Here is a 23,904-nt window from a genome sequence, read left to right on the forward strand (position 1 = left end):
GTTTCCGGATTCTTGGGGCGGCGGGGGGTCAGGGCCAGCGGGTGCGCGCGGAAGCAAAGGCGCGCACGCCGTCGGTCACTCCTGCGGCACCTGGCGCTCCAGGATCGAGGAGAACTCCTCGGAGAAGGCGTCATACCGCACCGCGATGCGCTCGACCTTGGTGGCGAACCGGTTGTATGCCCAGACCGCCGGAATCGCGGCAAACAGGCCCATCGCGGTTGCAATCAGGGCCTCGGAGATGCCCGGGGCGACGCTGGCGATGGTCGCCTCGGTGACATTGGCCAGGCCCTGGAAGGAGATCATGATCCCCCATACGGTGCCGAACAGGCCAACGTAGGGCGCGATCGAGCCGACGTTGGCGAGGAACTCGAGGTTGCGCTCCAGGCCGTCCAGCTCGCGCGCGCTGGCCACGCGCATGCCGCGCTGCGCCGTCTCCAGCTGCATGCGCGTATCGGCGACCCGGCGCTGGCGGGAGAACTCGCGGAAGCCACTTTCGAAGATCGACTCCATGCCTCCGGTATCGCGGTTGCGGCTGGTCGCGCCGGCGTAGAGCTTGCTCAGCTCGGTGCCCGACCAGAAGCGCTCCTCGAAGGTCTCCGCTTCGCGCTCGGCGCGGTTGAGCACCTTGGTCTTGCGGAAGATGATCACCCACGAGGCGATGGAGGCGAATAACAACAACAGCATCACCAGCTGGACCGGCAAGGAGGCATGCAGGATCAGCTGGAGGATGTCGAGACCGCCGTCGCTGGTGATCGCAGGCGGCAGCGTGGCCGCCAGGTTGGTGCTCGCGCTGGCGGCCTCCTCGGGCAGGGGTTCGACGGCGGTGGCGGCCTGCATCAGGCTCAGCATTGGGGTCATGCCTGGATCTCCGGTGCCCGGTGCGGGGGCGATAAATGCGTTGGATTGGGGATGGAACCTTGGATCTGTATTTTCTTGTTGCGGTGTCTCATGGCGCTCAGGTCGCGGGAAGCTGCTGCGCCTGCAACGCCTCCAGCAATGGCGAGGGGATCGCCCGTGGCCGGAAACCCGTCGCATCCAGGGCGGCGATCCGCACGGTCGCTGTCAGCAACAGCCGTCCCTCGCAGCGCACCTCCTGCACGAACACCGCACTGGCGCGGCGGCACTCCTGCAGCCCGACGCCGACCTGCAGCACGTCGTCCAGCCGCGCCGGCTTGAGGAAATCCATCTCCATCGCCCGGACGGCGAATACCAGACCATGCTCATGGCGCAGGAGTTCCTGGCCGTAGCCCTGCTCGCGCATCCACTCGCTGCGCGCCCGCTCCAGAAAGGCGACGTAGCGCGCGTGGTAGACCACGCCACCAGCGTCGGTATCTTCCCAGTAAACCCGGACCGGAAGGCTGAACGCAGGCATAGCGAAGGGCTCCAAGGACGTCATGGCGAAGGGACCGCCTACTGGCGGGGCGAACCCGGGACGGCATCGCCGGGAACGGGATCGTCGAAAAGCTCGCCCACCGGCACCCGCGGGGTCAGGCCGATGTGCCGGTAGGCTTTCGGCGATGCGATGCGGCCGCGGGCGGTGCGGATCAGGTAGCCCTGCTGGATCAGGTACGGCTCGATGACATCCTCCAGCGTACCGCGCTCCTCGCTGAGCGCAGCGGCGAGCGATTCCACCCCAACCGGGCCTCCATCGAAAGATTGGATGATCGTGCGCAGCAGGCGGCGGTCCAGCTCGTCGAACCCTTCCGGGTCCACCTTCAACATCTCCATCGCGGCGATCGCGGTGGCGTGGTCAATCACGCCGCCGGCGCGCACCTGGGCGAAGTCGCGGACCCGCCGCAGCAGCCGGTTGGCGATCCGCGGCGTGCCACGCGAGCGCTTGGCGATCTCGGCCGCGCCCTCCGGCGCGCACGCGATATCGAGGATGCCGGCGGAGCGGCGCACGATCCGGGTCAATTCCTCGGGGCTGTAGAACTCCAGCCGTTGGACGATGCCGAAGCGGTCGCGCAGCGGCGCGGTCAGCAGTCCGGCGCGGGTGGTCGCGCCAATCAGGGTGAAGGGCGGCAGGTCGAGCTTGATCGAGCGCGCGGCCGGGCCCTCGCCGATCATGATGTCGAGCTGGTAGTCCTCCATCGCCGGGTAGAGCACTTCCTCGATCGCCGGTGAAAGACGGTGGATCTCATCGACAAACAGCACATCAAACGGTTGCAGGTTGGTCAGCAACGCGGCGAGATCGCCGGCCTTCTCGATCACCGGCCCGGAGGTCTGGCGCAGGCCGACCCCCAGCTCGTTGGCGATGACGTGGCTCAGGGTGGTCTTGCCCAGGCCGGGAGGTCCGAAGATCAGGACGTGGTCGAGCGCCTCGCCACGCCCCTTGGCGGCCTCGATGTAGATCTTCATCTGCTCGCGGACGGGCACCTGGCCGAGGTATTCGTCCAGCCGCCGGGGCCGGATCGAGGTCTCGAGGGCATCGTCCTCGGAGGTGGCGTCTGGGGCGATGATGCGGTCCTCATTCATCGCGCTATGGTCGCATGGCGCGAGGCGCCGGACATCGCCCACGCCACGACGTAATCAGATCTCCACCTGCGAGCCGAGCTCGACCAGCCGGTTGCCCGGGATCCGGAAGAACCCCGTCGCCGGGGCGGCGTTGCGGTGCATGAAGGCGAACAGTTTGTCGCGCCACACAGGCATTCCACCGCGCGCCGCGGCCACCACCGTCTCGTGGCTGGCGAAGTAGGTCGTCTCCATCGGATCAAACGCGATGCCGTCCCCCTGGTCGCAGGAGCGCATCAGCGCCAGCGGCACGTCGGGGGTTTCCATGAAGCCGAAGCGCACCACCACGCGGTAGAAGTCATCGCCGATCGCGTCGATCTGAAGACGCCGCTCGCTGGGGGAGTAAGGCACCTTCAGCGTGTCCACCGTCAGGAACACGTTGCGCTCGTGCAGCACCTTGTTGTGCTTGAGGTTGTGCAGCAGCGCGTGGGGCACCACTCCCTTCTCCGCAGTCAGGAACACCGCGGTGCCGGGCACCCGCACCGGCGGCGCCAGCATCAGGCCGGGCAGGAAGCTTCCCAGTTGGATGCCGCCCTTCTGCATCTCCTCGCGCAGCAGCTCACGGCCACGGCGCCAGGTGCGCAGCAGGGTGAACAGGACGATGCCGAGCGCCAGCGGGAACCAGCCGCCCTGCATGATCTTGGCGCCGTTGGCGATCACGAAACCGATGTCGCCAATGATGAAGATCACGCACAAGGGCAGCACCCAGCGGCGCAGATTCTTCCAGGTCGCCTGGGCAACAATGGCCAGCAGCAGGGTGTCGATCAGCATCGTGCCCGACACCGACACGCCATAGGCGGTCGCCAGGGAGGACGAGTTGCCGAACGCCAGCACCAGGGCGATCACCACCGTCATCATTCCCCAGTTGACCGCGGGGATGTAGATCTGTCCGATCGTGTCGCTGGAGGTGTGCTTGGTGTGCATGCGCGGGATGTAACCCAGCTGCATGGCTTGGCGGGTCACCGAAAACGCACCGGTTATGACCGACTGCGAGGCGATCACCGTGGCCATCGTCGCCAGCACAACCATCGGCATCCGCGCCCACTCCGGCACGCCGACATAGAACGGGTTGCGGATCGCGGCCGGATCCTCCAGCACCAGCGCGCCCTGGCCCAGGTAATTGATCACCAGGGCCGGCAGCACGAACCAGTACCACGCGTAGCGGATCGGCTTGGCGCCGAAATGACCCATGTCGGTGTAGATCGCCTCTCCACCCGTCACCGCCAACACCACGGCACCGAGAATGAAGATGCCGTGCCAGTGGTGGACCGCAAAGAACTCCACCGCCCACAGGGGATTCACCGCCTGCAGCACCTGCGGTGCATGGGTAATGTTGAGGATCCCGAGCGCCGCCAGTGACAGGAACCAGATCCCGGTGATCGGCCCGAATACCTTGCCCACCCGCGCGCTGCCAAAACGCTGGCTGGCAAACAGCGCCACAAGGACAACCACGGTCAACGGGACCACCCAGGCGCCAAATTCAGGTGCGATCACCTCCAGCCCTTCCAGCGCGGACAGCACCGAGATGGCCGGCGTGATGACCCCGTCGCCGAAGAACAGCGCAGCGCCGAAAACACCCAGGATGCCGACCCCGTAGGCCGAGCGCGAGCCTTTGGGCAGGGTCCGCTGCGCCAGCGCCATCAGGGCCATGATGCCGCCCTCGCCCTCGTTGTCGGCGCGCATGATGATGGTCACGTACTTGACCGTGACCACCAGCATCAACGCCCAGAACACCAGTGAGAGTACCCCCAGCACGGTGTCGTGGTTGGCGGTCAACCCGTAATGCGGACTGAAGGCCTCGCGCAGGGTGTACAGCGGGCTGGTGCCGATGTCGCCGAAAACGACGCCGATCGCAGCCAGCATCAATCCCGCCAGGCCGGCCTTGCCGTGGCCCGGAGCATCGCCGCGGGTGCCGTTGCTCGGAACGGGAATCTTCGGTGTCGACATGGAGGCGGTTGGGTCAGGTCTGGAGCGTTGGAAACTTCACGCTCAACGAAGCGCGGACTGTAACGCCTTGCGGATGATGGTGGCCGCATCGTCGGCCGCCCCCGGGGACGCGTCACGCACCATACGCGCCGCTTCGGCGGGTTTGTAGCCCAGTTGCTGCAGGGCGATGACCGCCTCGCTCTGTGGATCGCGGGGGGTATCGGACGGTGACAGGATCACGCCCTCTCCGCCCATGTCGCCGGCGCGGTCGCGCAATTCGACCACCATGCGCTCGGCGGTTTTCTTGCCGATGCCGGGAATGCGGCACAAGGCGGTCACGTCACTGGCCTGCACCGTGCGGACGAAATCATCCACGCTGATCCCCGACAGGATCGCCAGCGCGATCTTCGCGCCGATGCCCTTGACCTTCTGGACCTCGCGGAATAACTGGCGCTCGGAATCGCGCAGGAAACCGTACAGCGACACGCTGTCTTCCTTCTGCGCGTAGTGGGTGAACAGCGAGACTTCCCGGCCCAGCTCGGGCAGGTCGTAGAAGGTGCTCATCGGTGCCTCCAGTTCGTAGCCCACGCCATTGACGTCCACTACCAGCCACGGCGGCTGCTTGTGGATGACGTTGCCTTTGAGTCTGCCGATCATGTGCCGCGTCTCCGTAACTGGGTCACCGCCAGCCCGGTGCGGGCCGCGGTTGCACTCATGTGCGCGTGGGTCAGGGCGACCGCGAGAGCGTCGGCGGCGTCGGCCTGCAACTTCATCGCGGACAGGTTCAGCAGCAGCCGGACCATGTGCTGGACCTGCAGCTTGTCCGCCGCGCCCTTGCCGACCAGCGACTGCTTGATCACCCGCGGGGCGTACTCGCTGATGGCCAGCTTGCGGCGGACCACCGTGGCCATCGCCGCGCCCCGGGCGTGGCCGAGCTTGAGCGCCGACATCGCCGACTTGTCCATGAACACCGTCTCGATGGCGACCTGGTGGGGCTGCCACTGGTCGAGCACGCGCTCCAGCCCGTCGCACAGCAGGCCCAGGCGTGCCGGGAAGTCCGGTGCAGACAGCAGTTTGAGCGCCTCGCAGTGCACGTAGCGGCAGCGCCCGTCGCTGCCCACGTCGATCACCCCGATTCCCGTCCACTGGGAACCGGGATCAATGCCCAGGATGCGGATCACGTCGCCGGCCCACGCCCTCAGGCGTAGGCGTCCAGGCCGAGGTCGGCGTTGGAGTACACGTTCTGGACATCATCGAGATCCTCGAGCCAGGCCAGCAGCTTGACCACCTGCTCGGCCACGTCGCCCTCGACGGCGATGTCGTTGTCGGCGCGCCAGGTCACCTCGGCGTGACCGGGCGGATGACCGGCGTCCACCATCGCCTGTTTGACCGCCTCATAGGCGTCCTGGGTGGTGAACACCTCGATTGCGCCGTCCTCGGGATAGACCACGACATCGTCCGCACCGGCCTCGATGGCCGCGTTGGTGATGCCGTCCTCGTCGGCATTGGCCGCGTACGTCAGCACGCCCAGCTTGTTGAACATGAAGGCAACCGAGCCGTCGGTACCCAGGTTGCCGCCGAACTTGCCGAAGGCGTGGCGCACGTCGGCCACGGTGCGGACCTTGTTGTCGGTCAGGCAGTCGACGATCACGGCAACCCCGCCCGGGGCGTAGCCCTCGTAACGGATTTCCTCGTAGTTGACGCCTTCCAGCTCACCGGTGGCCTTCTTGACCGCACGTTCGACCACATCCTTGGTCATGTTCGCGCTGTAGGCCTTCTCGATGGCGGAGCGCAGGCGCGGATTGCTGGCCGGATCGCCCCCGCCAGCACGCGCCGCGACGGAGATCTCGCGAATGAGCTTGGTGAAGATCTTGCCGCGCTTGGCGTCCGAGGCGTTCTTGCGACCCTCGATTGACGGTCCCCTACCCATGTGCAGTGTCCGATTGAGTGAACGGTGACAGCCGGCTACTTTACTCCAACCGGTGACGGCCGGCCGCCCTTGCATTTTCCCGGTACGCCCCGCTCAAGGCACCGCGGGAGTTGCCTGCCCATGGTCGAAGCGTCCGGTACGCAGGAACGCGATGATCTGGCGCGACACCGACCGGGACAACAGCATGCCGCTGTGGCTGGTCGGCAGCACGATGTGGTCCGCGAGACCGGGCACCCGGGTCTCCGCGATGGCCACGGTGCCGTCACTGGGGCCCTCGAAGTTGCCGAAGAAACGGCCAAGACCCCTGCCGGAGTCGCCCGCCACCATACCCAGCTCGGCGTCGCCCTCCCACGCCAGGCAACCGCGGCGCAGGAGCCCCGCGCTGCGGCCGAGGAACCGTCGAAGCACCGGCAGCTGTGCGATGCCTGTTGCCGCCGCGCTGCCGCGCAGCGGCGTGCCCAGACAGACGACCCGACCCACCGGCAGATCCGGTTCGCGCTCCAGGGCGCGCACCGCGATCAGTCCGCCAAGGCTGTGGGCGACGATGTCGGCCGGTTCGCACAAGGCCTCCACCAACTCCGGGACCGCCCGTGCAGGACCGCCGCCGACGGTGTCATAGCCGAACAATTCAGGGCGAAAGCCCGCGCGGCGCAGACGTCTGGCATGCCAGGCCATGCACGCGCGCGGCATCCACAGCCCGTGCAGCAGCAACACCCGGCGGCCTTGCGGGTCGCCGGGCGAAACCGGACCGGCGCCATGCGCCTCGCGTTCGCCGGGCACGCTCAGGGCGCCTTGAACTCCCGACGCAGCCAGTCGTCCAGGACCCGCTTCTCGTAGACCAGCGGGTCGTTATCACGGCCGGCACCGGGGCGTGACAGGTAGGCCATGTCGGTCAGCTGGCGACGGCCTTCGTCGATCACCTGTCCGGCTGCATCCAGGCGGCGGAACTCCAGGGTGATCCGGGGCGGGTAGATATCGCGCATCATCCGGACGTCGTCGTAGTCCGGGCCCTGCCACGGCTCGTACTCGCCGGCGCGGTCGACATCCAGCAGGGTCACCTGCAACTGCTCACCGGCGGACAGGTGCCGCTCCGCCTGGGTTCGCAGGTACACGGCCAGCTGCTCGATCCAAACCCCACGGCGGGTATCAACCCGGTCACGGCCGTAGGTGATTTCGCGGAACGTGCCCGGATCGTTCCATGCGACCTGAACCGGTCCCTGCGCCGGAAGCTGGCCCGGCCCCGCACCGGCGACCGGCGTGCTCGCGCATGCGGCGAGGCCCAGGGAAAGAACGCATGCGGCGATACCCGCGGTCATGGCCTTCATGGTTGAACTCCGTGTGCGGATTGAGGTCCCATTCTGCCTCCTTCGACCCGTCAGCACCGTGTAGAGAGAACGTTCTGGCCACGGGTATTCATGCAAGCGGGGCTGGCGGCCGACGCAGGATGAACTCGTGATCGCGGACGCGACCGACCGGAAATTCATAGTCGCCGACATGCTCGAAGCCGCGGCGGGCATAGAAGCGCTGCGCCGCGAGGTTGCGCGACCACACACCCAGCCACAGCGTGCGCGGCCCGTCGCGCAGCAGCCACTCCAGGGCGACCCGGCACAGCTCGCCGCCGAGTCCGCCGTTGTGCATGTGCTCCAGCAGGTACAGGCGTTTGAGTTCGCCGTCGCCGGAACGAACGTCAGGATGCGGCAGCCCGCACGGTCCCGCAGCCGCATGCCCGACCGCCGCGCCGCCCTGCTCCACCAGCCAGACCGCGTACGCCGGGTGGGCCAGGATCGTGCGTTGCCGATCCACCGTGTAGTTTTCGCCCAGGAAGGCGGCCAGATCCTCGGCCGGATAGAGGTGGCCGAAGGTCTGGGTGAAGGTGCGTGCGGCCAGTTCCGACAGCGTCGCCGCATCGGCGACCGTGGCCCGGCGGATCACGGGAGGCATGACCGGCGGTTACTTCCTGGGGCGCACCGCAACGTGGATCTCGGCCAGCTGCTCATCGGCGATCGGCGATGGCGCGCCGGTCATCATGCATTGCGCGCCGGTGGTCTTGGGGAAGGCAATGACGTCGCGGATCGACTCGGTGCCGGCCATCAGCGCAGCGATCCGGTCGATGCCGAAGGCGATGCCACCGTGCGGTGGCGCGCCGTACTTGAGCGCATCCAGCAGGAAGCCGAACTTGGCCTGCTGCTCGTCGGCGTCGATACCCAGCAGTTCGAACACCGCGGCCTGCATCGCCGGGCGATGGATACGGATTGAACCGCCGCCGATCTCGTTGCCGTTGAGGACCATGTCGTAGCCGCGCGAGACCGCCGTGTGGGCATTGGCACGCAGCGACTCGACGTCGTCCACCGCCGGCGCGGTGAACGGATGGTGCAAAGCGACGTGGCGTTGGGCGTCTTCGTCCCACTCGAACATCGGGAAGTCGGTCACCCACAGCGGTGCCCAGCCCTCGCGGACCAGACCCAGGTCCTTGCCGACCTTCAGCCGCACCGCACCCATGAAGTCCGACGCGGTATTCCAGGCGGCCGCGCCGAACAACAGCAGGTCGCCGCCCTTGGCCGCCGTGGCCTGCAGGATCCCCGCCAGGGTGGCATCGTCGAGGAACTTGGCGATCGGCGAATTGACGCCCTCGCGGCCCAGCGCCGGGTCGGTGACCTTCATCCACGCCAGACCCTTGGCGCCGTATTTGGCCGCGTGCGCGCCGACCTCGTCGATCTGCTTGCGCGACAGGCTTCCACCGCCGGGCACGCAGAGGGCGATGACCCGGCCCTTGGCGTCGTTGGCCCAGTCGGTGAAGACCTTGAACTCGCAGTCCTTCACCAGCTCGGCGATATCGGTGAACTCCATCTCGATGCGCAGGTCCGGCTTGTCGGAACCAAAGCGGCGCATCGCCTCCGCCCAGGTCATGCGCGGGAACGGCTGCGCCAGCTCCACGTCCATCACCTCGCGGAAGGCGTCGCGGATCATCGCCTCGGCGGTGTCCTGGACGTCGGACTCCTGCACCCAGGCGAACTCCATGTCGAGCTGGGTGAACTCCAGCTGGCGGTCGGCGCGCAGGGCCTCGTCGCGGAAGCAGCGGGCGATCTGGTAGTAGCGATCGAACCCGGCAACCATCAGGATCTGCTTGAACAGCTGGGGCGATTGCGGCAACGCGTAGAACTCGCCGGGATGCATGCGCGCGGGGACCAGGAAGTCGCGCGCGCCCTCCGGGGTCGCCTTGGTCAGGATGGGAGTTTCGATGTCCTGGAAATCCCGCGCGTCCAGCCAGCGGCGAAGCGCGCGTACCAGCCGGGTGCGGGTACGCATTTTGCGCTGCATGTCGGGGCTGCGCAGATCCAGGTAGCGGTACTTGAGGCGGATGTCCTCGCCCGGGTTTTCATGCGCGTGGAACGGCAGCGGCTCGGCCTTGTTCAGCACTTCGATCGCGGTGGCGACCACCTCGACCTGGCCGGTCGGAATCTTGTTGTTGACCGATTCGCGACGGCGCACCTGGCCGGTCACGCGCAGACAGTCCTCGTAGCCCACCTCCGCGGCGTTGGCGATGACGCGGTCGTTGCCTTCCACATCCGCCGGCTCGGCCACCACCTGGACGATGCCCTCGTGGTCGCGCAGGTCGATGAAACACAGGCCGCCCAGGTCGCGGGCGACGTCGGCCCAGCCGCACAGGGTCACGGTCTGGCCGATCAGGCTCTCGTCGATCAGGCCGCAGAAATGGGTACGCATGCTGACTCCGGAAAACGGGACGCGCCGGGTACTCCCGGCTGGACCGCCTAGTTTAGCGGGCCGATCGCCGGTTCCGGGAATCTGCTCAGGCTCCCGCGGCGGGCGCGGGCTTGGCGGCGGTCGACGCAGCCGCGCTGGTCGAGTTCGCCTCTGCGGGCTTGGCCTCACCGCCCTTAGCCGGCGCTGCGCCATCACCTGCCAGGTTGCGTTTCTTGTCGCCGTCCTTCTTGAAGTCGGTCTCGTACCAGCCGGTGCCCGACAGGCGGAACTGCGGCGCGGTCAACTGGCGCTTGAGTTCGGGCTTGCCGCATGCAGGGCAATCGGTGGGATCGGCATCGGACAGTTTCTGCAGGCGATCAAAATCGTGACCGCAGGCGGCGCATTCAAAAGCATAGATCGGCATGGGAACAGAACCCTTAACTGAGCAAACGCGTCGAATCGACAGTCGATGAGCCGGGCCGGTCAGAAACCGGCCAATCGGCAATATTTGCAGCGCGGTGTGCGCGCGGTAGCTGGAATGGGGACGAAAGCCGTCGGTTCAAGCCTCGCCCGCACGTGCAAGCACGCTTGCGCACTCAGGCAAGCGGCGCCGGTCCCGACGACACTGCGGGAGCCTCGCCCGCTTCCCCCACCTTGCTCATCCGGTCTTCCGGATGCGTCGGCAACGGGGCGTCAAACAGGTCGACATCGAACGGCGTGCGGAACACCAGGGACGGCAGCAGGGTGTTGAGCGTGGTGTAGAGGATCAGCGCGCCAAACAATGTGGCGGAAAGATCGAACTCCTTGTGCAGGATATTGGCCAGCACAAGCGTGAAGACGAGCGTGGGCGCCAGCGCCACGGACACCTTAAGGCTGCTCTTGTGACCCTCGCCAAACATCACCCGGCGCTGCAGCCAGACCAGCCCGATGCGCAGCGGCACGATGACCAGGGTCAGCACGACGCCCAGGCCGGCGGCTTCCCAAGTCAGCGCATCGCGCGAGATCTCGGTGCCGGCGTGGAAGAAATAGAACGGCACGAAGAAGGTCGCAAACAGGCGCAGCGCGTGGATGTTCTCGTCCGAGGCCAGCAGCGGCATGCGAAAGCGCAGCAGGCGCGCGACCAGGCCGGCGATGAATGCACCCACCAGGTAGTACACGCCCAGGCTGTAGGTGATGTACGCCGCAACCATGCCGACCATCACCAGCAGGGAAAATTCCGAACCGGGCGCGTGCGGCATCACCCAGCGCCCCAGCGCGATGAACACCAGCGGCAGGCCAACCATCATCAGCACCATCGCCCCGGAGGAAATCGCCAGCTGGGTGGGGTCCCCCGCCTGCAGGACCACGAACAAGGCCGTCAGCGCCAGCAGTTCACCGGCAATCGCCTTGCTGGTCACCCAGAACCGCTCATCGGCGTTCAGCCCCAGGCGCTCCAGCGTATCGACGATGAACCCGGTGGACGGGGTCAGCAGCGCCAGTGACACCAGCGCCGCCGCCTGCCACCCCAGCTCGGCGTACTTCCAGCACAGCCAGGCCACGCCGACAAGGCAGGCGATCTGGGTGGTGAGGTAAACCAGCAGCCGGCCGAGCTCCTTGCGCAGCGCCGTGAGCTCGACCTCGAGCCCGGCAAACAGGAACAACGAGGAGATGCCCAGGGTGGAGAGCAGCACGATCACCGAGTCGCTCATGCGCTCGCCCCACAACAGCACCGCTCCCAGGCCCAGCAACAGGCAGGTGATCGGTGCCGGCAACTGGAAGCGTTGCAGCGCGCGGGGGATGACCAGCAGGCCGAATATCAGCAGCAGGTAGATCAGTTCGTTGTTCATGGCAGCAGCCGTGGGCGCACGCGACGTCGGCGTGCATAGTCGACGCCCCGGCTGCCACTGACAAGCCCGGCGGACTGCGGACGCCAAATCCGTCTACGCGAACCGGGGCGTGTACGCTTGCCTCATAACCACGTCGGAACCCCCGAAGATGTCCAATATCACCGTTCGCCCCGCTCTTCCGATCATCGCCGCCGCCCTGTTGATGGTCGGGCTGGCCGGCGCCGGCTGGTTCGCCGCCAAGGGCATGGAGCGCCTGAAGACCGCCGACCGCTACGTGGTGGTCAAGGGCTCCGCCGAGAAGATTGTCGATGCCGACCTCGTGGTGTGGCCACTGCCGCATACCGTGGGTGGCAACGACCTGGCCGAGGTCCAGCGCAGTCTGGACGCCAATACCGCGATCATCCGCGAGTTCTTCGAGGCCGCCGGCTTCAAGGCCGATGAGATCGTCGTGTCCCCGCCCAGGCTGGAGGACCGCTGGGCGTGGGCGTACGGCGACAGCCGCCCTCCGGAGCGCTACCGCTATGCCACCACCGTCAGCCTGCGCACCACCAACGTGGCGGGTGCACTGGATGCGGTCCGGCGCACGGGTGAACTGGTGACCCGGGGCGTGATGATCGGGGAAAACAGCGCGCCGGAGTTCGATTACACCAAGCTCAATGACATCAAGCCGGCCCTGATTGCGGAGGCGACGGCGGCCGCGCGCGATTCCGCCGTCCAGTTCGCCAAGGACTCCGAGTCGCGACTGGATGGTATACGCAGCGCCAATCAGGGTGTAGTCAGCATCAGCGACCGCGACCAGAGCAGCCCGCAGATCAAGCGGGTGCGCGTGGTGACGACCGTGGAATACTTCCTGCGCGACTGACGCGAGCGCCCAGCTGCGCGGCGCGGTGCAGGCATCGCGTGCAACAATCCGTCCCCCGACTCCGGGGCGCGCATCGCGCGCCCTTACCGCCAGGAACATCCATGAAGCGACTCCTACTTGCCGCGGCATTCGGCATGCTCAGCATCTCCGCATGCGCCAAGGCTCCCTCCCCCGTCGATGATGCGAAAGCGCCGCAGTCCGCTGCAGCGAACGCCTCCGAGACGACGAAGCCCGCAACCGGCTCACCCGAGGAGCGCGCCGTCGCCGCCATCGCCGCGCTCAATCCCGAGGTCAAGGTCGACTACATCGGCAAGGCTCCCATCCCCGGCTTCCGCGAGGCGGTGGTCGGCGGGCAGGTCATCTACGTCAGCGACGACGGCAATTACCTGTTCTTCGCCGGAGCAGGCGGTGCGCTGCTCGACACCCGGACCCAGAAGAACCTCAGTGAAGCGACCCTGGGCGGCATGCGCAACAAACTGTTGAAGACGATTCCCGCGAGCGAGCGGATCGTGTTCGCACCGCCCAACCCCAAGCACACCGTGACCGTGTTCACCGACGTGGAATGCGGCTACTGCCGCAAGATGCATCAGGAAATCAAGCAGTACAACGCCGAGGGTATTGCGGTGGAGTATCTGGCGTTCCCGCGGATGGGCATCGGCAGCGATGATTACAAGCAGATGGTCTCGGTGTGGTGCTCGCCCGACCGCAAGAGCGCCCTGACCCAGGCCAAGTCGACCGGCAAGGTGGACAGCCGCAACTGCAAGAACACGGTGGCCGACCAGTACCAGGTCGGCCAGAGCGTTGGCCTCACCGGCACCCCAATGATCATTGCCCGCGACGGCAGCCAGGTTGGCGGTTATCTGCCCGCCAAGGCGCTTCGAGCCGCGCTGGACAAGCTGGAAGCCGGCGGCAGTTGACGACCGCACTGACCGCCGTGCCGACGCCGCCTACGGGCGGCGTCTTGGCATCCGGGACCGGAGACCATTGGCCGAACGTACGCTTCGGGCACCACCGGGCGTCGCGTTAGACTGGCGCCATCCCGAACAAGGAGTTTCGTCATGGCCCAGCCCAGTGCCGTGTCACCGCCGGTCGGCGGAGTACATAGCAAGATCTACCCCGATGCAAAAAGCGCCCTGCAAGGCGTGGTCGCCGACGGCCAGACCCTCGCCGTCGGCGGGTTCGGACTGTGCGGCATTCCGGAAGCCCTGATCGAGGCCCTCCGCGATTCCGGCGTGACCGGGCTGACCGCCATCTCCAACAACGCCGGCGTCGACGGCTTCGGTCTGGGCCTGCTGCTGGAGACGCGCCAGATCAGCAAGATGGTTTCGTCCTACGTCGGCGAGAACAAGGAATTCGAACGCCAGTTCCTGGCCGGCGAGCTCGAACTGGAGTTCACCCCGCAGGGAACGCTGGCCGAGCGCCTGCGCGCCGGCGGCGCCGGAATCCCCGCCTTCTTCACCGCCACCGGCTATGGCACCGTGGTCGCCGAGGGCAAGGAGACACGCGAGTTCAAAGGCAAGCATTACGTCATGGAGACCGCATTGGTTGCCGATGTAGCGCTGGTCAAGGCGTGGAAGGCGGACAAAGCCGGCAACCTGCTGTTCCGCAAGACCGCGCGCAACTTCAACCCGGCCTGCGCCATGGCGGGCAAAGTGTGCATCGTGGAGGTCGAGGAGATCGTCGAGGTTGGCCAGATCGACCCCGATCACGTCCATCTACCGGGCATCTACGTGGACCGGATCGTGCACAACGCGAACCCCGAGAAGCGCATCGAGCAGCGCACCGTGCGCGAAGGAGGCAAGTAATGGGCTGGTCACGCGAGCAGATGGCGCAGCGCGCCGCGCAGGAACTTACCAACGGCGCCTACGTCAACCTAGGTATTGGCCTGCCGACCATGGTCGCCAACTACATCCCCGACGGCATGGACGTGTGGCTGCAGTCCGAAAATGGCTTGCTGGGCATCGGCCCGTTCCCGACCGAGGACGAATTGGATGCCGACCTGATCAATGCCGGCAAGCAGACCGTCACCGCCCGCCCCGGTGCCAGTTATTTCGGCAGCCAAGACTCCTTCGCGATGATCCGCGGCGGCCACATCGACCTGGCGATCCTGGGCGCGATGGAGGTCACCGACAAGGGCGACCTGGCCAACTGGATGGTGCCGGGCAAGATGGTCAAGGGCATGGGCGGGGCGATGGATCTGGTCGCCGGCGTGCAGCGCGTCGTGGTGCTGATGGAACACACCACCAAGAAAGGTGAGCCAAAGATCCTGCCCGAGTGCACCCTGCCGCTGACCGGTCTGGGCGTGGTCAGCCGGATCATCACCGACCTTGCGGTCATGGACATCACCGCCGATGGGCTGAAGCTGGTCGAGCTGGCGCCTGACGTCACCGAGGACGAGCTTCGAGGCAAGACAGGCGTCGACTTCAGTCACGCTTGAGCGCCGGCCGGGCACCCCACGAAGCCGCCTGCGGGCGGCTTTTTCGTTTGGCAAGATGCCAACGGATGCCTGTCCTGCCCCGGGAATGTACTAGCATCCTCCTTTCCCAATATCGTCTTCCTATGCCCGAATTGACCGCCCCCACCCATCTGGATCGTCTGGAAACCGAGAGCATCCACATCCTGCGGGAAGTCGCAGCGGAGTTCTCCAAGCCGATAATGCTGTATTCGATCGGCAAGGACAGCTCGGTGCTACTGCACCTTTTGCTGAAGGCGTTCCATCCGGCGCCACCTGCAATACCCCTACTGCATGTGGACACCGGCTGGAAATTCGCCGAGATGATCGCATTCCGTGACCGCCGCGTCCGGGAGACGGGCGTCAAGCTGCATACCTATATCAATCCCCAGGGCTTGGCCAACGGCGTGGGACCACCCACGCATGGTGCTACCGTGCACACCGACGTCATGAAGACCCAGGCGTTGCGACAGGCGCTCGATGCCGGCGGGTTTGACGCTGCGATCGGTGGTGCGCGGCGCGATGAGGAGAAATCCCGGGCCAAGGAACGCATCTTCTCGTTCCGCAATGAGCACCATCGCTGGGACCCGAAAAACCAGCGGGCGGAACTTTGGAACCTCTACAACACGCGTATACACAAGGGCGAGTCGGTACGGGTGTTTCCTATCTCCAATTGGACCGAGTTAGATATATGGCTGTACATCCTGCGCGAGAATATTCCTGTGCCCTCGTTGTATCTGGCAGCGCCTCGGCCGGTTGTGGAACGGAACGGCGCTCTGATTATGGTCGATGACGATCGCCTCCCCCTGCGGCCTCACGAAGTACCGATTATGAAGATGGTGCGTTTTCGCACGCTAGGCTGCTACCCGCTGACCGGCGCGATTGAATCCAACGCCGATACGCTGGAAAAGGTGATTGCCGAGATGCTCGTGACGACGACCTCCGAACGCCAGGGACGGGTAATCGACCACGATCCGACCGCATCGATGGAGAAGAAAAAGCAAGAAGGTTACTTCTGATGGGCGCCAAACCTGACCAGTCCGCAGCTGATGCCCCCCGGGCGGTCGCGGACTATCTGCTACGCCACGAAGCAAAGGGCTTGTTGCGCTTCATCACCTGCGGGAGCGTTGACGATGGCAAGAGCACGCTGATTGGACGGCTTTTGTACGACGCGCGGGCGCTGCTGGATGATCAGGCCGCAGCGCTAATCTCGGACGTCAACCGCGCCGCCGCCATCGGCGATGGGATCGACTTCGCATCCCTGGTGGATGGCCTAAGCGCCGAGCGCGAACAGGGCATCACGATCGACGTCGCCTACCGTTACTTCGACACCGACCGGCGCAAGTTCATTGTCGCCGACTGCCCGGGGCATGAGCAGTACACCCGCAACATGGCCACCGGCGCGTCCACAGCCGACCTTGCTATCGTCCTAGTGGATGCCCGCAAGGGATTGCTGACCCAGACCCGGCGCCACAGCTACATCCTCGCCCTGCTCGGTATCCGCCACGTGGTGCTCGCCGTCAACAAGATGGATCTTGTCGACTATCGTCAGGACTTGTTCGAGGCGATCGCCACTGGCTACCAGCAGTTGGCCGCGCAGCTGGGAATCGAACAAGTGGCCTGCATTCCACTTTCGGCGCTGGATGGCGACAACGTGCTGGAAACCTCTCGGCATATGCCGTGGTACCAGGGCACCGCGTTGCTGAATCACCTGGAAACCGTCGTGATCGAGTCGCCCAACACCGTGGGGGAATTCCGTCTACCTGTGCAGTGGGTTTGTCGTGCGAACCAGGATTTCCGCGGGTTTGCCGGTACGCTGTTAGCGGGATCGGTGGCGGTGGGCGATGCGATCACCGTGTCTCCTTCGGGCAGTGCCTCAACCGTCGCCCGCATATTCAGCGGGGATCGCGAGGTTACCCGGGCCGACCCAGGCCAGCCCGTCGTACTAGGCTTGGACGACGAGATCGACATCGGTCGCGGCGACATCATCTGCCCAGCCGACGCTCCTCTGGCAGTCGCTGACCAGTTCGCCGCGAATCTGCTTTGGATGGACCCGAAGCCTCTTCTCCCCGGACGCCCGTACTGGCTCAAGATCGGAGCCCGCACGGTCGGCGCAACCATCACCGAGTTGAAGCACCAGATCGACGTCAACACCCAGGCACACTTGGCTGCCAAGTCGCTGGAGTGCAATCAGGTCGGGTATTGCAACCTGTATCTAAATGAGCCGATCGGCTTCGAACCCTTTACCGACAACCGCGACCTGGGCGGCTTCATCCTGATCGACCGTCAGAGCAACGCGACGGTGGGCGCGGGCACCCTGGACTTCGCCCTTCGCCGGGCCAGCAACATTCGCTGGCAGCATGTTGACGTCGACAAGGCGTCGCGTGCGCTGATCAAGCACCAGCGACCGCGATGCATCTGGTTCACCGGTCTGTCGGGCGCCGGAAAATCCACGATCGCCAACTTGGTGGAAAAACAGCTTCTTGCGATGGGTCGGCACACCTACCTGCTCGACGGCGACAACATTCGCCACGGCCTCAACAACGATCTTGGCTTCACCGATGAAGACCGCGTTGAAAACATCCGTCGTGTGGCCGAGGTAGCCCGGCTGATGGTCGATGCCGGCCTGGTGGTACTGGTGAGCTTTATTTCGCCCTTCCGGGCGGAGCGGAAGATGGCCCGCCGCATGTTCGCAGAGGGCGAGTTTCTCGAGGTCTTCGTCGACACCCCACTTTCGGTCGCCGAGCAGCGAGACGCCAAAGGACTCTACGCGAAGGCACGCGCCGGTCTGTTACGCAACTTCACCGGAATAGATTCACCGTACGAGGTGCCGGAGGACCCAGACATCGTGCTGGATACGGGCAGCCACGAAGCTGAAACCCTGGCCACGATGCTGGTACGCGAGTTGGGGGACTGAACAAGCGGCGGGTCAGTCACGTTTGGCGTACGGATATGGCCCGGTTTCTACGCGCACGTCGCCGCACAACGTGGCGGCATCCTGGACCCGCAGCCCCTGCTCGCGGACGCACAGGGCAAACACCCGTTCGACCGCGTGGGCGAAGGTGCCATCGAGCTGGCCGGCTTCCGCCTCAAACTCCCACTCATCCAGATGCGCATCCAGCAATGGCCGCAATCCATCCAGTCGTACCCAGAACATGCTGCCGGAAACGAAGTGATCGGTCCCGGCGTCGGGTTTTTTGATACCCAATCTGGTCGCCAGATAATGGACCTTGTCGCGGTTGGCACCCCAGTAGTAGTGCAAGGGCTGCACATGGCCCTCCGGCGCCACCAGACCCAGCGAGGCATCTTCCTGGAACGACGTCACGATGTGCTGGAAGCGCGCCGGCGATGCCAACCGATCCAGCAACTCGCCCCGCCAGTTCGCACCATCCGGGCGATGTGGCGACTGCTTGGTATGCAGCTTCAATACCAGCTTCTCGCCCTCGTTGAGCAGGCGGTCGGCCACGTGCACGAACGGCAGAATGTCGCGCCCGCGGTTCTCATGGACTTCCAACTCGGCGATCATGCCGCGGCGCGCGAGCTCACCTGAAACCTTCCCGGCCTGTTCTTTTCCGGTGGTCACCACCAATCGCATTGGCGTGGCAAGTTTGTCCAGTGCATCGAGCAGTTCACCGAACGCGTCGGGGTACCAAGCGTGGATAACCACGCACGGACGCATTGCGACCTCGGCGTCGGGGGTTGTCGTCGCCGACGTCTTGCCGGCGGACTCCCGCAACGCCTCCGCAGTCGCGTGGAGCCATGCATGGCCTAACCGCGCATCGGGCTCGAGCACAGCGCCTTCGGCCCATTCGTTCCACGCGTTGATGAACACTAAAGGAGCGGTTTCGCCAGCATCAGGACGACCGCGTCCGATGGCAGCGATCAGCCAGTCCCGATAGCGGCGCGGCGAGGCGTGCAGATAGGTCCGGCCCCGCGACGGACGGCGTGGCTCGTTGTCCCAGCCGCAATTCACGGCGGGGAACAGTCGGTAGGCAGGTGGAGTGCGCTGGCTGTAGTCGGTGGCCAACTCCCGCCAGTCCAGTACCTGGCCGGTGTACTCGTCGTTGATCAGCACCTGGTCCGCAGTGATGTCGGCAGGCGTGGACAGGTTGGGCGGAAATTCGACCGCAGCATCGAACCCCAGCGTCGCAGGGTCCGGGCGTTCGAAGCCCTGCACATAGGCGATGAAAATTTCGCCCACACCGTTTCCGGCGCACCACTTGCGCCAACGCGCAGCCGTTGCGGCCGGATCGGGCAGCAACCCCGGGCGATACACCAGCAGCAGCGGCTTGCCATCCACCCGCAGGTAGCGTGGGTCGCGAAGATAGGCGGAAACGTGCGCGATGAAGGCGAGGTCATCGTCAGGGTCATGGCTCTGTGCGATCAGAACCTCTCCCGCCCGCCCGTCCCACCGACGCGACCAGCTCTCGTTGGCCCAGCACAGGCAAATGGGCAGGGTGATGGAGGGGTCATCCAGCCACTGCCGCAGGGGCGCCTCCAACAGGGTCCTGCCCTGGAACCAGTAAAAATAGGAACAGAACGCGCCCACGCCATACGCTTGCGCCAGCGTCGCCTGCGCACGCAGGGCCGCTGGATGGCCAAGGTCGTAATAGCCCAGAGCGCCGGGGAGGCGCGGCTGGGCATGACCCTGGAACTGCGGCAGGGCGCGCCCGACATTGCGCCATTCGGTGAAGCCCTCGCCCCACCATTCGTTGTTCTCTGGAATGGCGTGGAACTGTGGCAGGTAGAACGCCACCAGCGTCGCCGAGAGCGTTGCCGGCAGGGCGGGCGGTTGGTGGGCGCGGTATCCGACAGCCCGGCCGTTTGCGGTTGTCCGCGCGCGTCGCGTTGAAGTTGCCCCGGACGACTGGCCATGGACCGCTGCGGGTCGGACCTCCGGAAAACGCTGCAGGAACCACTGCCGCCAATGATCGCGCCTGGCCTCGCCCAGCGGCACCAGGCGGAATCCCATACGCAGTACATGGAACAATCGCTCGCGCGCTGTGCGCATCAGATTTCTGGCAATCGGCATGGCGCGCAGCTTACAGGCCCGAGCCGGTGTCCCGTACCGGTGCTGACTCCCGCATTGACTCAGCCCGCGCGCGACTGCGCGTGTGCGCCGCTACCAGCCGCCAGCACCCAACCCACGATCTCGCCGGTGACCGCATGTAGCGCCTGGTCGAATGCCTGGACAACGTCCTCGATCGAGGTGCTGGCGGTGGGCGACTTTTGCAGGAAGGTGCGCGAGTCGACGACGCGCTGGCTGGCGATGTGCAGCAGCTTGGCATTGACCTCAATCACCACGGTCGGCGGCATGCCGGGCGCCGTATACTCGGACTCGAAGCGACGCAGCTCCAGCATCAGTCGGTAGTCGGCGCTCATCCCGCTGCCTTGCCGGGCCACTGCGGCGACGCGACCGGAGTCCTCCAGGGTGCGCAGTATCGCGCCCTCCAGCATGTCGGTCGGAATCCGGGCCCAACTGGCGCCCTTGTAGATCTGCAGCTCGTTGACCGCCGGGCGCACGGCGATGCGGAGGCTGTCCCCTACCCGCGTAGTGTTCACCTTGGCGAGCGAGAGCTGCCAGTCGACCCGTGGCCAGGCAGGATCGGCTTCGACCCGGGGGTCAAGGTCGTACACCGTTCCCCGGTCACGCGTGTTGTTGCCCAACACCGAGCAGGCCGCAAGCAGCACACAGCCGATGATCACCAACGTTGTGCGTGCAATGCCGAGCCCGTAGTGGCGCGATGCAGGGCGGATCGTGGTCGGGTTCATTCCGGTTCAAACTCCTTGAGCGCGTCGCGACCGAGCAGGTAGCGGGCCGGGTTGCTGTCCAGACGGTCGCTTACCCGGCGCAGGTCACGCACCAGGCCGCGCAGCTCACTCAGCGTGGGGCCAAGCTGGGACAAACCGTCATTGGCGAAGCTGTGGATGGCTGCGCGGTTGTCATTGATGATTCCGTCGGCCCCGATGGCAGCCGAGTCGAGGCGCGTCAGCGTGTTGTCCAGCCGAGCGACAAGCTCGGGCAGCTTGCTCACCAGCTCGCGATCAATGCCGACCACGACCTTGTTGGCGTTGCCCAGCGTGGCTTCGAGCTGCTCGCTCGACGCGCGGGCATTGGTGATCAAGGCCCTGAGATCTTCGCGCTGGTCGGAGATCGCCCCGGTCAGTGTCTCGATGTGGGCGAGGGTCTGGGCGACGCTTTCGACGTTTTCCTCGCTGAGCAGCTGATCCATCCGCGCCACCAGCCTGTTGGCGGTGTCGGCGATGTTCTGCAGCGCGGAGGCCTCGGTCTGGATCACCGGGACGTCGCTCTTATCAACATCGACCAGGCGCGGGCTCGCGGGGTCGCCGCCGGTCAGCTGGATGATCGGGCTGCCGGTGATGCCCGTCATGGACATCTTGGCGCGCGTGTCGGTCATCACCGGCGCGCTGGCCTGGACCTTGAGCGTGGCAATCACCCGACGCGGATCATCGGGCGCCAAGCGCAGTTTCTCCACGGTGCCGACCGAAATGCCGTTGTACTGAACGCTGCTGCCTTCGCTCATGCCCGTGACCGGCTCGTTGAAGATCACCCGGTAGCTCTGCCAGCTTTTGTCGGTCGAGTACTTCGCCGCCCACAGGGCGAAAAACAGCAGGAACAGCGTCAGAACGATTGTAAAAGCACCGATCAGGACGTAGTTGGCCTTGGTTTCCATCAGGGGGAGACCTCATTGAGCGGGCGGGCCGCCGCGCCTGCATCCTGCGCGGCGCGGGCCCGGGGGCCGTGGAAGTATTCACGCACCCATGGGTGCTCGCATCGTTCGATCTCATCGATCGGGGCGCAGGCCACCACCTTGCCATCGGCCAGCACGGCGATGCGGTCACATATAGCGTAGAGGGTATCGAGGTCATGTGTGATCAGGAACACGGTGAGTCCCAGCGCCTGCTGCAACGTGCGGATCAGCCGATCGAACGCGGCTGCACCGATCGGATCGAGACCTGCGGTCGGCTCATCGAGAAACAAAAGCGGCGGATCCAGCGCCAGTGCACGGGCCACTCCGGCGCGCTTGCGCATCCCGCCGGACAACTCGGAAGGAAACTTCTCCAGCGCATCGCCGGGTAAACCCGAAAGCTTCACTTTCAGCAACGCCAGCTCGTAGCGCAGCGAGTCCGAAAGTCCTGGGCAGTATTCCTTCAGTGGCACCTCGACGTTCTCACCCACCGTCAGCGAGGAAAACAGCGCTCCGTCCTGGAACAGGACGCCGGTGTTCTGCTCGATATGCCTGCGCGTCTTGCTATCAGTGCTGCGCGCGTCCACGCCCAGCACTTCAATGCTGCCTTCATTGGGACGGCGCAGGCCGAGGATGGAACGCATCAGCACGGACTTGCCGGTGCCCGATCCGCCGACCACGCCAAGGATTTCTCCCGGCATCACGTCCAGGTCCAGACCGTCGTGCACCACTTGCGGACCGAAGCGGTTGACCAGTCCGCGCACGCGGATGATGGGAGCGGGCGTGGGATGCGATGCCGCCGTCACCAGCCCATCTCCATCAGCCAGATCGCGAAGAACGCATCCAGCACGATCACCAGCGATATCGACTGCACCACGCTGGAGGTGGTGCGCTCACCCAGCGATTGCGCGGTGCCCTTCACCTGCAGCCCTTCCAGGCACCCGATCAGGCTGATGACCAGCGCAAACACCGGCGCTTTGCCCAGACCGACCCACAGATGCTTCAGCGACATTGTGTCCTGCATCCGCGTCAGGTACTGCTGCGGCGGAATGTCCAGATTGAAGGCGCCGACCGTAAGCCCGCCCAGCAGACCGGCCATCATGGCCACGAAGGTCAGCAGCGGTAGCGTCACCAGCAGTGCGAGCACCCGCGGTATCACCAGCAGATCGACCGGGTCCAGGCCCAGCGTGCGCATTGCATCGACTTCCTCGCGGCCGACCATCGCCCCGATCTGCGCAGTGAACGCGCTGGCGGTGCGGCCGGCGAGGATGATCGCGGTGAGCAGCACGCCAAACTCGCGCAGGAACGCGATGCTCACCAATTCGACGACGAAGATTGTGGCACCGAAATCACGCAGCACGTTCGCGCCGAGAAACGCGACCACCGCGCCCACCAGGAAGCACAACAGCGCCACCAGCGGCACCGCGTCCAAGCCGACCTGTTCCATGTGGAAGACGGTGGCAATCGGGCGAAAGCGCCTGGGGTCGCGGACCAGACGCAGCATCTTGACCAGCACCTCACCGAAAAAGCCCAGCAGCGAGCGCGCCTCGCGCCAGTTGTTGGCCACGGCCCGGCCCAGTCGCGCGAGCGCCTCGCGCACGCCGAACTCGCGCGGACGCGGCAATCGCTCATCGGTGACGTCATCGATCACCGCGACCAACGCGCGGTGGTCGGGGTGGAATTCGAACTCGTGAAACTCCAGTCCGCGCTCACGTGCGAAGCGCAGCAACTGCAGCACGGCGAGCGAATCGAGCCGCTCCACGCCGGTCGCATCCAGCACGCGGGTGCTATCGGGCATCGATGCCAGTTGATCACCGACCGCTTGCGCCTGCTCGAGTGTCCACTGGCCGGCGAGCACCTGACGAGCCGGGTCGCGGTCATCAGGGGCAAAGCTTGGCGGCGAGGGGTCGGAGGCACTCATGGGTGACGGAAGGATACATGCGTGACCCATGCACGGCGCGTGGCCTCGGCAGTTCCAATAAGGC

The 23,904-nt window shown here is 65.7% G+C and carries 24 protein-coding genes; 6 read left to right on the forward strand and 18 right to left on the reverse strand.

The window, feature by feature from the left end:
* Positions 1–75 precede the first annotated feature (75 nt).
* From tolQ to KZ491_RS07505, 13 genes are all read right to left on the reverse strand, one after another.
* A complete protein-coding gene (gene tolQ, locus KZ491_RS07445) occupies positions 76–858 on the reverse strand; it encodes a protein TolQ (RefSeq protein WP_425493105.1) in 783 nt (260 codons plus the stop codon).
* A 97-nt stretch (positions 859–955) separates the two neighbouring features.
* Positions 956–1,396 carry a tol-pal system-associated acyl-CoA thioesterase gene (gene ybgC, locus KZ491_RS07450; RefSeq protein WP_222565190.1) on the reverse strand — a complete coding sequence of 147 codons (441 nt, stop codon included), beginning with the start codon at positions 1,394–1,396 and terminating at the stop codon, positions 956–958.
* Between the two features lie 14 nt (positions 1,397–1,410).
* Positions 1,411–2,475: a Holliday junction branch migration DNA helicase RuvB gene (gene ruvB, locus KZ491_RS07455; protein WP_222565191.1), complete on the reverse strand. Its 1,065-nt coding sequence runs from the start codon at positions 2,473–2,475 to the stop codon at positions 1,411–1,413.
* A 54-nt stretch (positions 2,476–2,529) separates the two neighbouring features.
* On the reverse strand, positions 2,530–4,374 hold the full coding sequence (locus KZ491_RS07460) for a potassium transporter Kup (RefSeq protein ID WP_425493129.1): 1,845 nt from the start codon (positions 4,372–4,374) through the stop codon (positions 2,530–2,532).
* Between the two features lie 126 nt (positions 4,375–4,500).
* Positions 4,501–5,094, reverse strand: a complete 594-nt coding sequence (gene ruvA, locus KZ491_RS07465) for a Holliday junction branch migration protein RuvA (RefSeq protein ID WP_222565193.1) — start codon at positions 5,092–5,094, stop codon at positions 4,501–4,503.
* Complete coding sequence (gene ruvC, locus KZ491_RS07470; RefSeq protein ID WP_043958050.1) at positions 5,091–5,618, reverse strand: crossover junction endodeoxyribonuclease RuvC; 528 nt, start codon at positions 5,616–5,618, stop codon at positions 5,091–5,093. The genes ruvA and ruvC overlap by 4 nt, the downstream gene beginning before the upstream one ends.
* A 17-nt stretch (positions 5,619–5,635) precedes the next feature.
* The gene (locus KZ491_RS07475) at positions 5,636–6,367 is read right to left on the reverse strand and encodes a YebC/PmpR family DNA-binding transcriptional regulator (protein ID WP_222565194.1); all 732 of its coding nucleotides are present in this window, start codon (positions 6,365–6,367) and stop codon (positions 5,636–5,638) included.
* Between the two features lie 93 nt (positions 6,368–6,460).
* Positions 6,461–7,147, reverse strand: coding sequence for an esterase/lipase family protein (locus tag KZ491_RS07480; protein WP_343225574.1), 687 nt, complete (start codon positions 7,145–7,147; stop codon positions 6,461–6,463).
* Between the two features lie 2 nt (positions 7,148–7,149).
* Positions 7,150–7,692, reverse strand: coding sequence for a DUF3016 domain-containing protein (locus KZ491_RS07485; RefSeq protein WP_222565195.1), 543 nt, complete (start codon positions 7,690–7,692; stop codon positions 7,150–7,152).
* 88 nt (positions 7,693–7,780) lie between these two features.
* Positions 7,781–8,308, reverse strand: a complete 528-nt coding sequence (locus KZ491_RS07490; protein WP_222565196.1) for a GNAT family N-acetyltransferase — start codon at positions 8,306–8,308, stop codon at positions 7,781–7,783.
* Between the two features lie 9 nt (positions 8,309–8,317).
* Positions 8,318–10,090, reverse strand: coding sequence for an aspartate--tRNA ligase (aspS, locus tag KZ491_RS07495; RefSeq protein ID WP_222565197.1), 1,773 nt, complete (start codon positions 10,088–10,090; stop codon positions 8,318–8,320).
* Positions 10,091–10,175: 85 nt separating this feature from the next.
* Positions 10,176–10,493 carry an FmdB family zinc ribbon protein gene (locus tag KZ491_RS07500; protein ID WP_222565198.1) on the reverse strand — a complete coding sequence of 106 codons (318 nt, stop codon included), beginning with the start codon at positions 10,491–10,493 and terminating at the stop codon, positions 10,176–10,178.
* A 172-nt stretch (positions 10,494–10,665) separates the two neighbouring features.
* Positions 10,666–11,895 (reverse strand): cation:proton antiporter, encoded by a 1,230-nt coding sequence (locus KZ491_RS07505; protein ID WP_222565199.1) that lies wholly within the window; start codon positions 11,893–11,895, stop codon positions 10,666–10,668.
* 148 nt (positions 11,896–12,043) lie between these two features.
* On the opposite strand from KZ491_RS07505, the gene KZ491_RS07510 reads away from it, so the two are divergent.
* From KZ491_RS07510 to cysN, 6 genes are all read left to right on the forward strand, one after another.
* Positions 12,044–12,757, forward strand: a complete 714-nt coding sequence (locus tag KZ491_RS07510) for an SIMPL domain-containing protein (RefSeq protein ID WP_222565200.1) — start codon at positions 12,044–12,046, stop codon at positions 12,755–12,757.
* A 101-nt stretch (positions 12,758–12,858) separates the two neighbouring features.
* A complete protein-coding gene (locus KZ491_RS07515; protein ID WP_222565201.1) occupies positions 12,859–13,674 on the forward strand; it encodes a DsbC family protein in 816 nt (271 codons plus the stop codon).
* Positions 13,675–13,815: 141 nt separating this feature from the next.
* Positions 13,816–14,562 carry a CoA transferase subunit A gene (locus tag KZ491_RS07520; protein ID WP_246606615.1) on the forward strand — a complete coding sequence of 249 codons (747 nt, stop codon included), beginning with the start codon at positions 13,816–13,818 and terminating at the stop codon, positions 14,560–14,562.
* Positions 14,562–15,194, forward strand: a complete 633-nt coding sequence (locus tag KZ491_RS07525) for a CoA transferase subunit B (RefSeq protein ID WP_222565202.1) — start codon at positions 14,562–14,564, stop codon at positions 15,192–15,194. The genes KZ491_RS07520 and KZ491_RS07525 overlap by 1 nt, the downstream gene beginning before the upstream one ends.
* 122 nt (positions 15,195–15,316) lie before the next feature.
* A complete protein-coding gene (gene cysD / locus KZ491_RS07530) occupies positions 15,317–16,228 on the forward strand; it encodes a sulfate adenylyltransferase subunit CysD (RefSeq protein WP_246606616.1) in 912 nt (303 codons plus the stop codon).
* Positions 16,228–18,126 carry a sulfate adenylyltransferase subunit CysN gene (gene cysN, locus KZ491_RS07535; protein WP_222565204.1) on the forward strand — a complete coding sequence of 633 codons (1,899 nt, stop codon included), beginning with the start codon at positions 16,228–16,230 and terminating at the stop codon, positions 18,124–18,126. The genes cysD and cysN overlap by 1 nt, the downstream gene beginning before the upstream one ends.
* Before the next feature lie 12 nt (positions 18,127–18,138).
* Here cysN and KZ491_RS07540 read toward each other — a convergent pair whose 3' ends face one another.
* Genes KZ491_RS07540 through KZ491_RS07560 form a run of 5 tightly spaced genes read right to left on the reverse strand, consistent with a single transcriptional unit; the run spans position 18,139 to position 23,840 of the window.
* Entirely contained in the window at positions 18,139–20,241 is a 2,103-nt protein-coding gene (locus KZ491_RS07540) for a glycoside hydrolase family 99-like domain-containing protein (RefSeq protein WP_425493106.1), read from the reverse strand.
* A 59-nt stretch (positions 20,242–20,300) separates the two neighbouring features.
* The gene (locus KZ491_RS07545; RefSeq protein WP_222565206.1) at positions 20,301–20,981 is read right to left on the reverse strand and encodes an ABC-type transport auxiliary lipoprotein family protein; all 681 of its coding nucleotides are present in this window, start codon (positions 20,979–20,981) and stop codon (positions 20,301–20,303) included.
* Entirely contained in the window at positions 20,978–21,904 is a 927-nt protein-coding gene (locus tag KZ491_RS07550; protein ID WP_222565207.1) for an MlaD family protein, read from the reverse strand. The genes KZ491_RS07545 and KZ491_RS07550 overlap by 4 nt, the downstream gene beginning before the upstream one ends.
* Positions 21,904–22,728, reverse strand: a complete 825-nt coding sequence (locus KZ491_RS07555; RefSeq protein ID WP_246606706.1) for an ABC transporter ATP-binding protein — start codon at positions 22,726–22,728, stop codon at positions 21,904–21,906. Before KZ491_RS07555 ends, KZ491_RS07550 begins: the two co-directional genes overlap by 1 nt.
* Entirely contained in the window at positions 22,722–23,840 is a 1,119-nt protein-coding gene (locus KZ491_RS07560; RefSeq protein ID WP_222565208.1) for an ABC transporter permease, read from the reverse strand. Before KZ491_RS07560 ends, KZ491_RS07555 begins: the two co-directional genes overlap by 7 nt.
* Positions 23,841–23,904 lie beyond the last annotated feature (64 nt).

The sequence above is a fragment of the Novilysobacter antarcticus genome, assembly GCF_019802285.1.
Taxonomy (GTDB): Bacteria; Pseudomonadota; Gammaproteobacteria; order Xanthomonadales; family Xanthomonadaceae; genus Novilysobacter; species Novilysobacter antarcticus.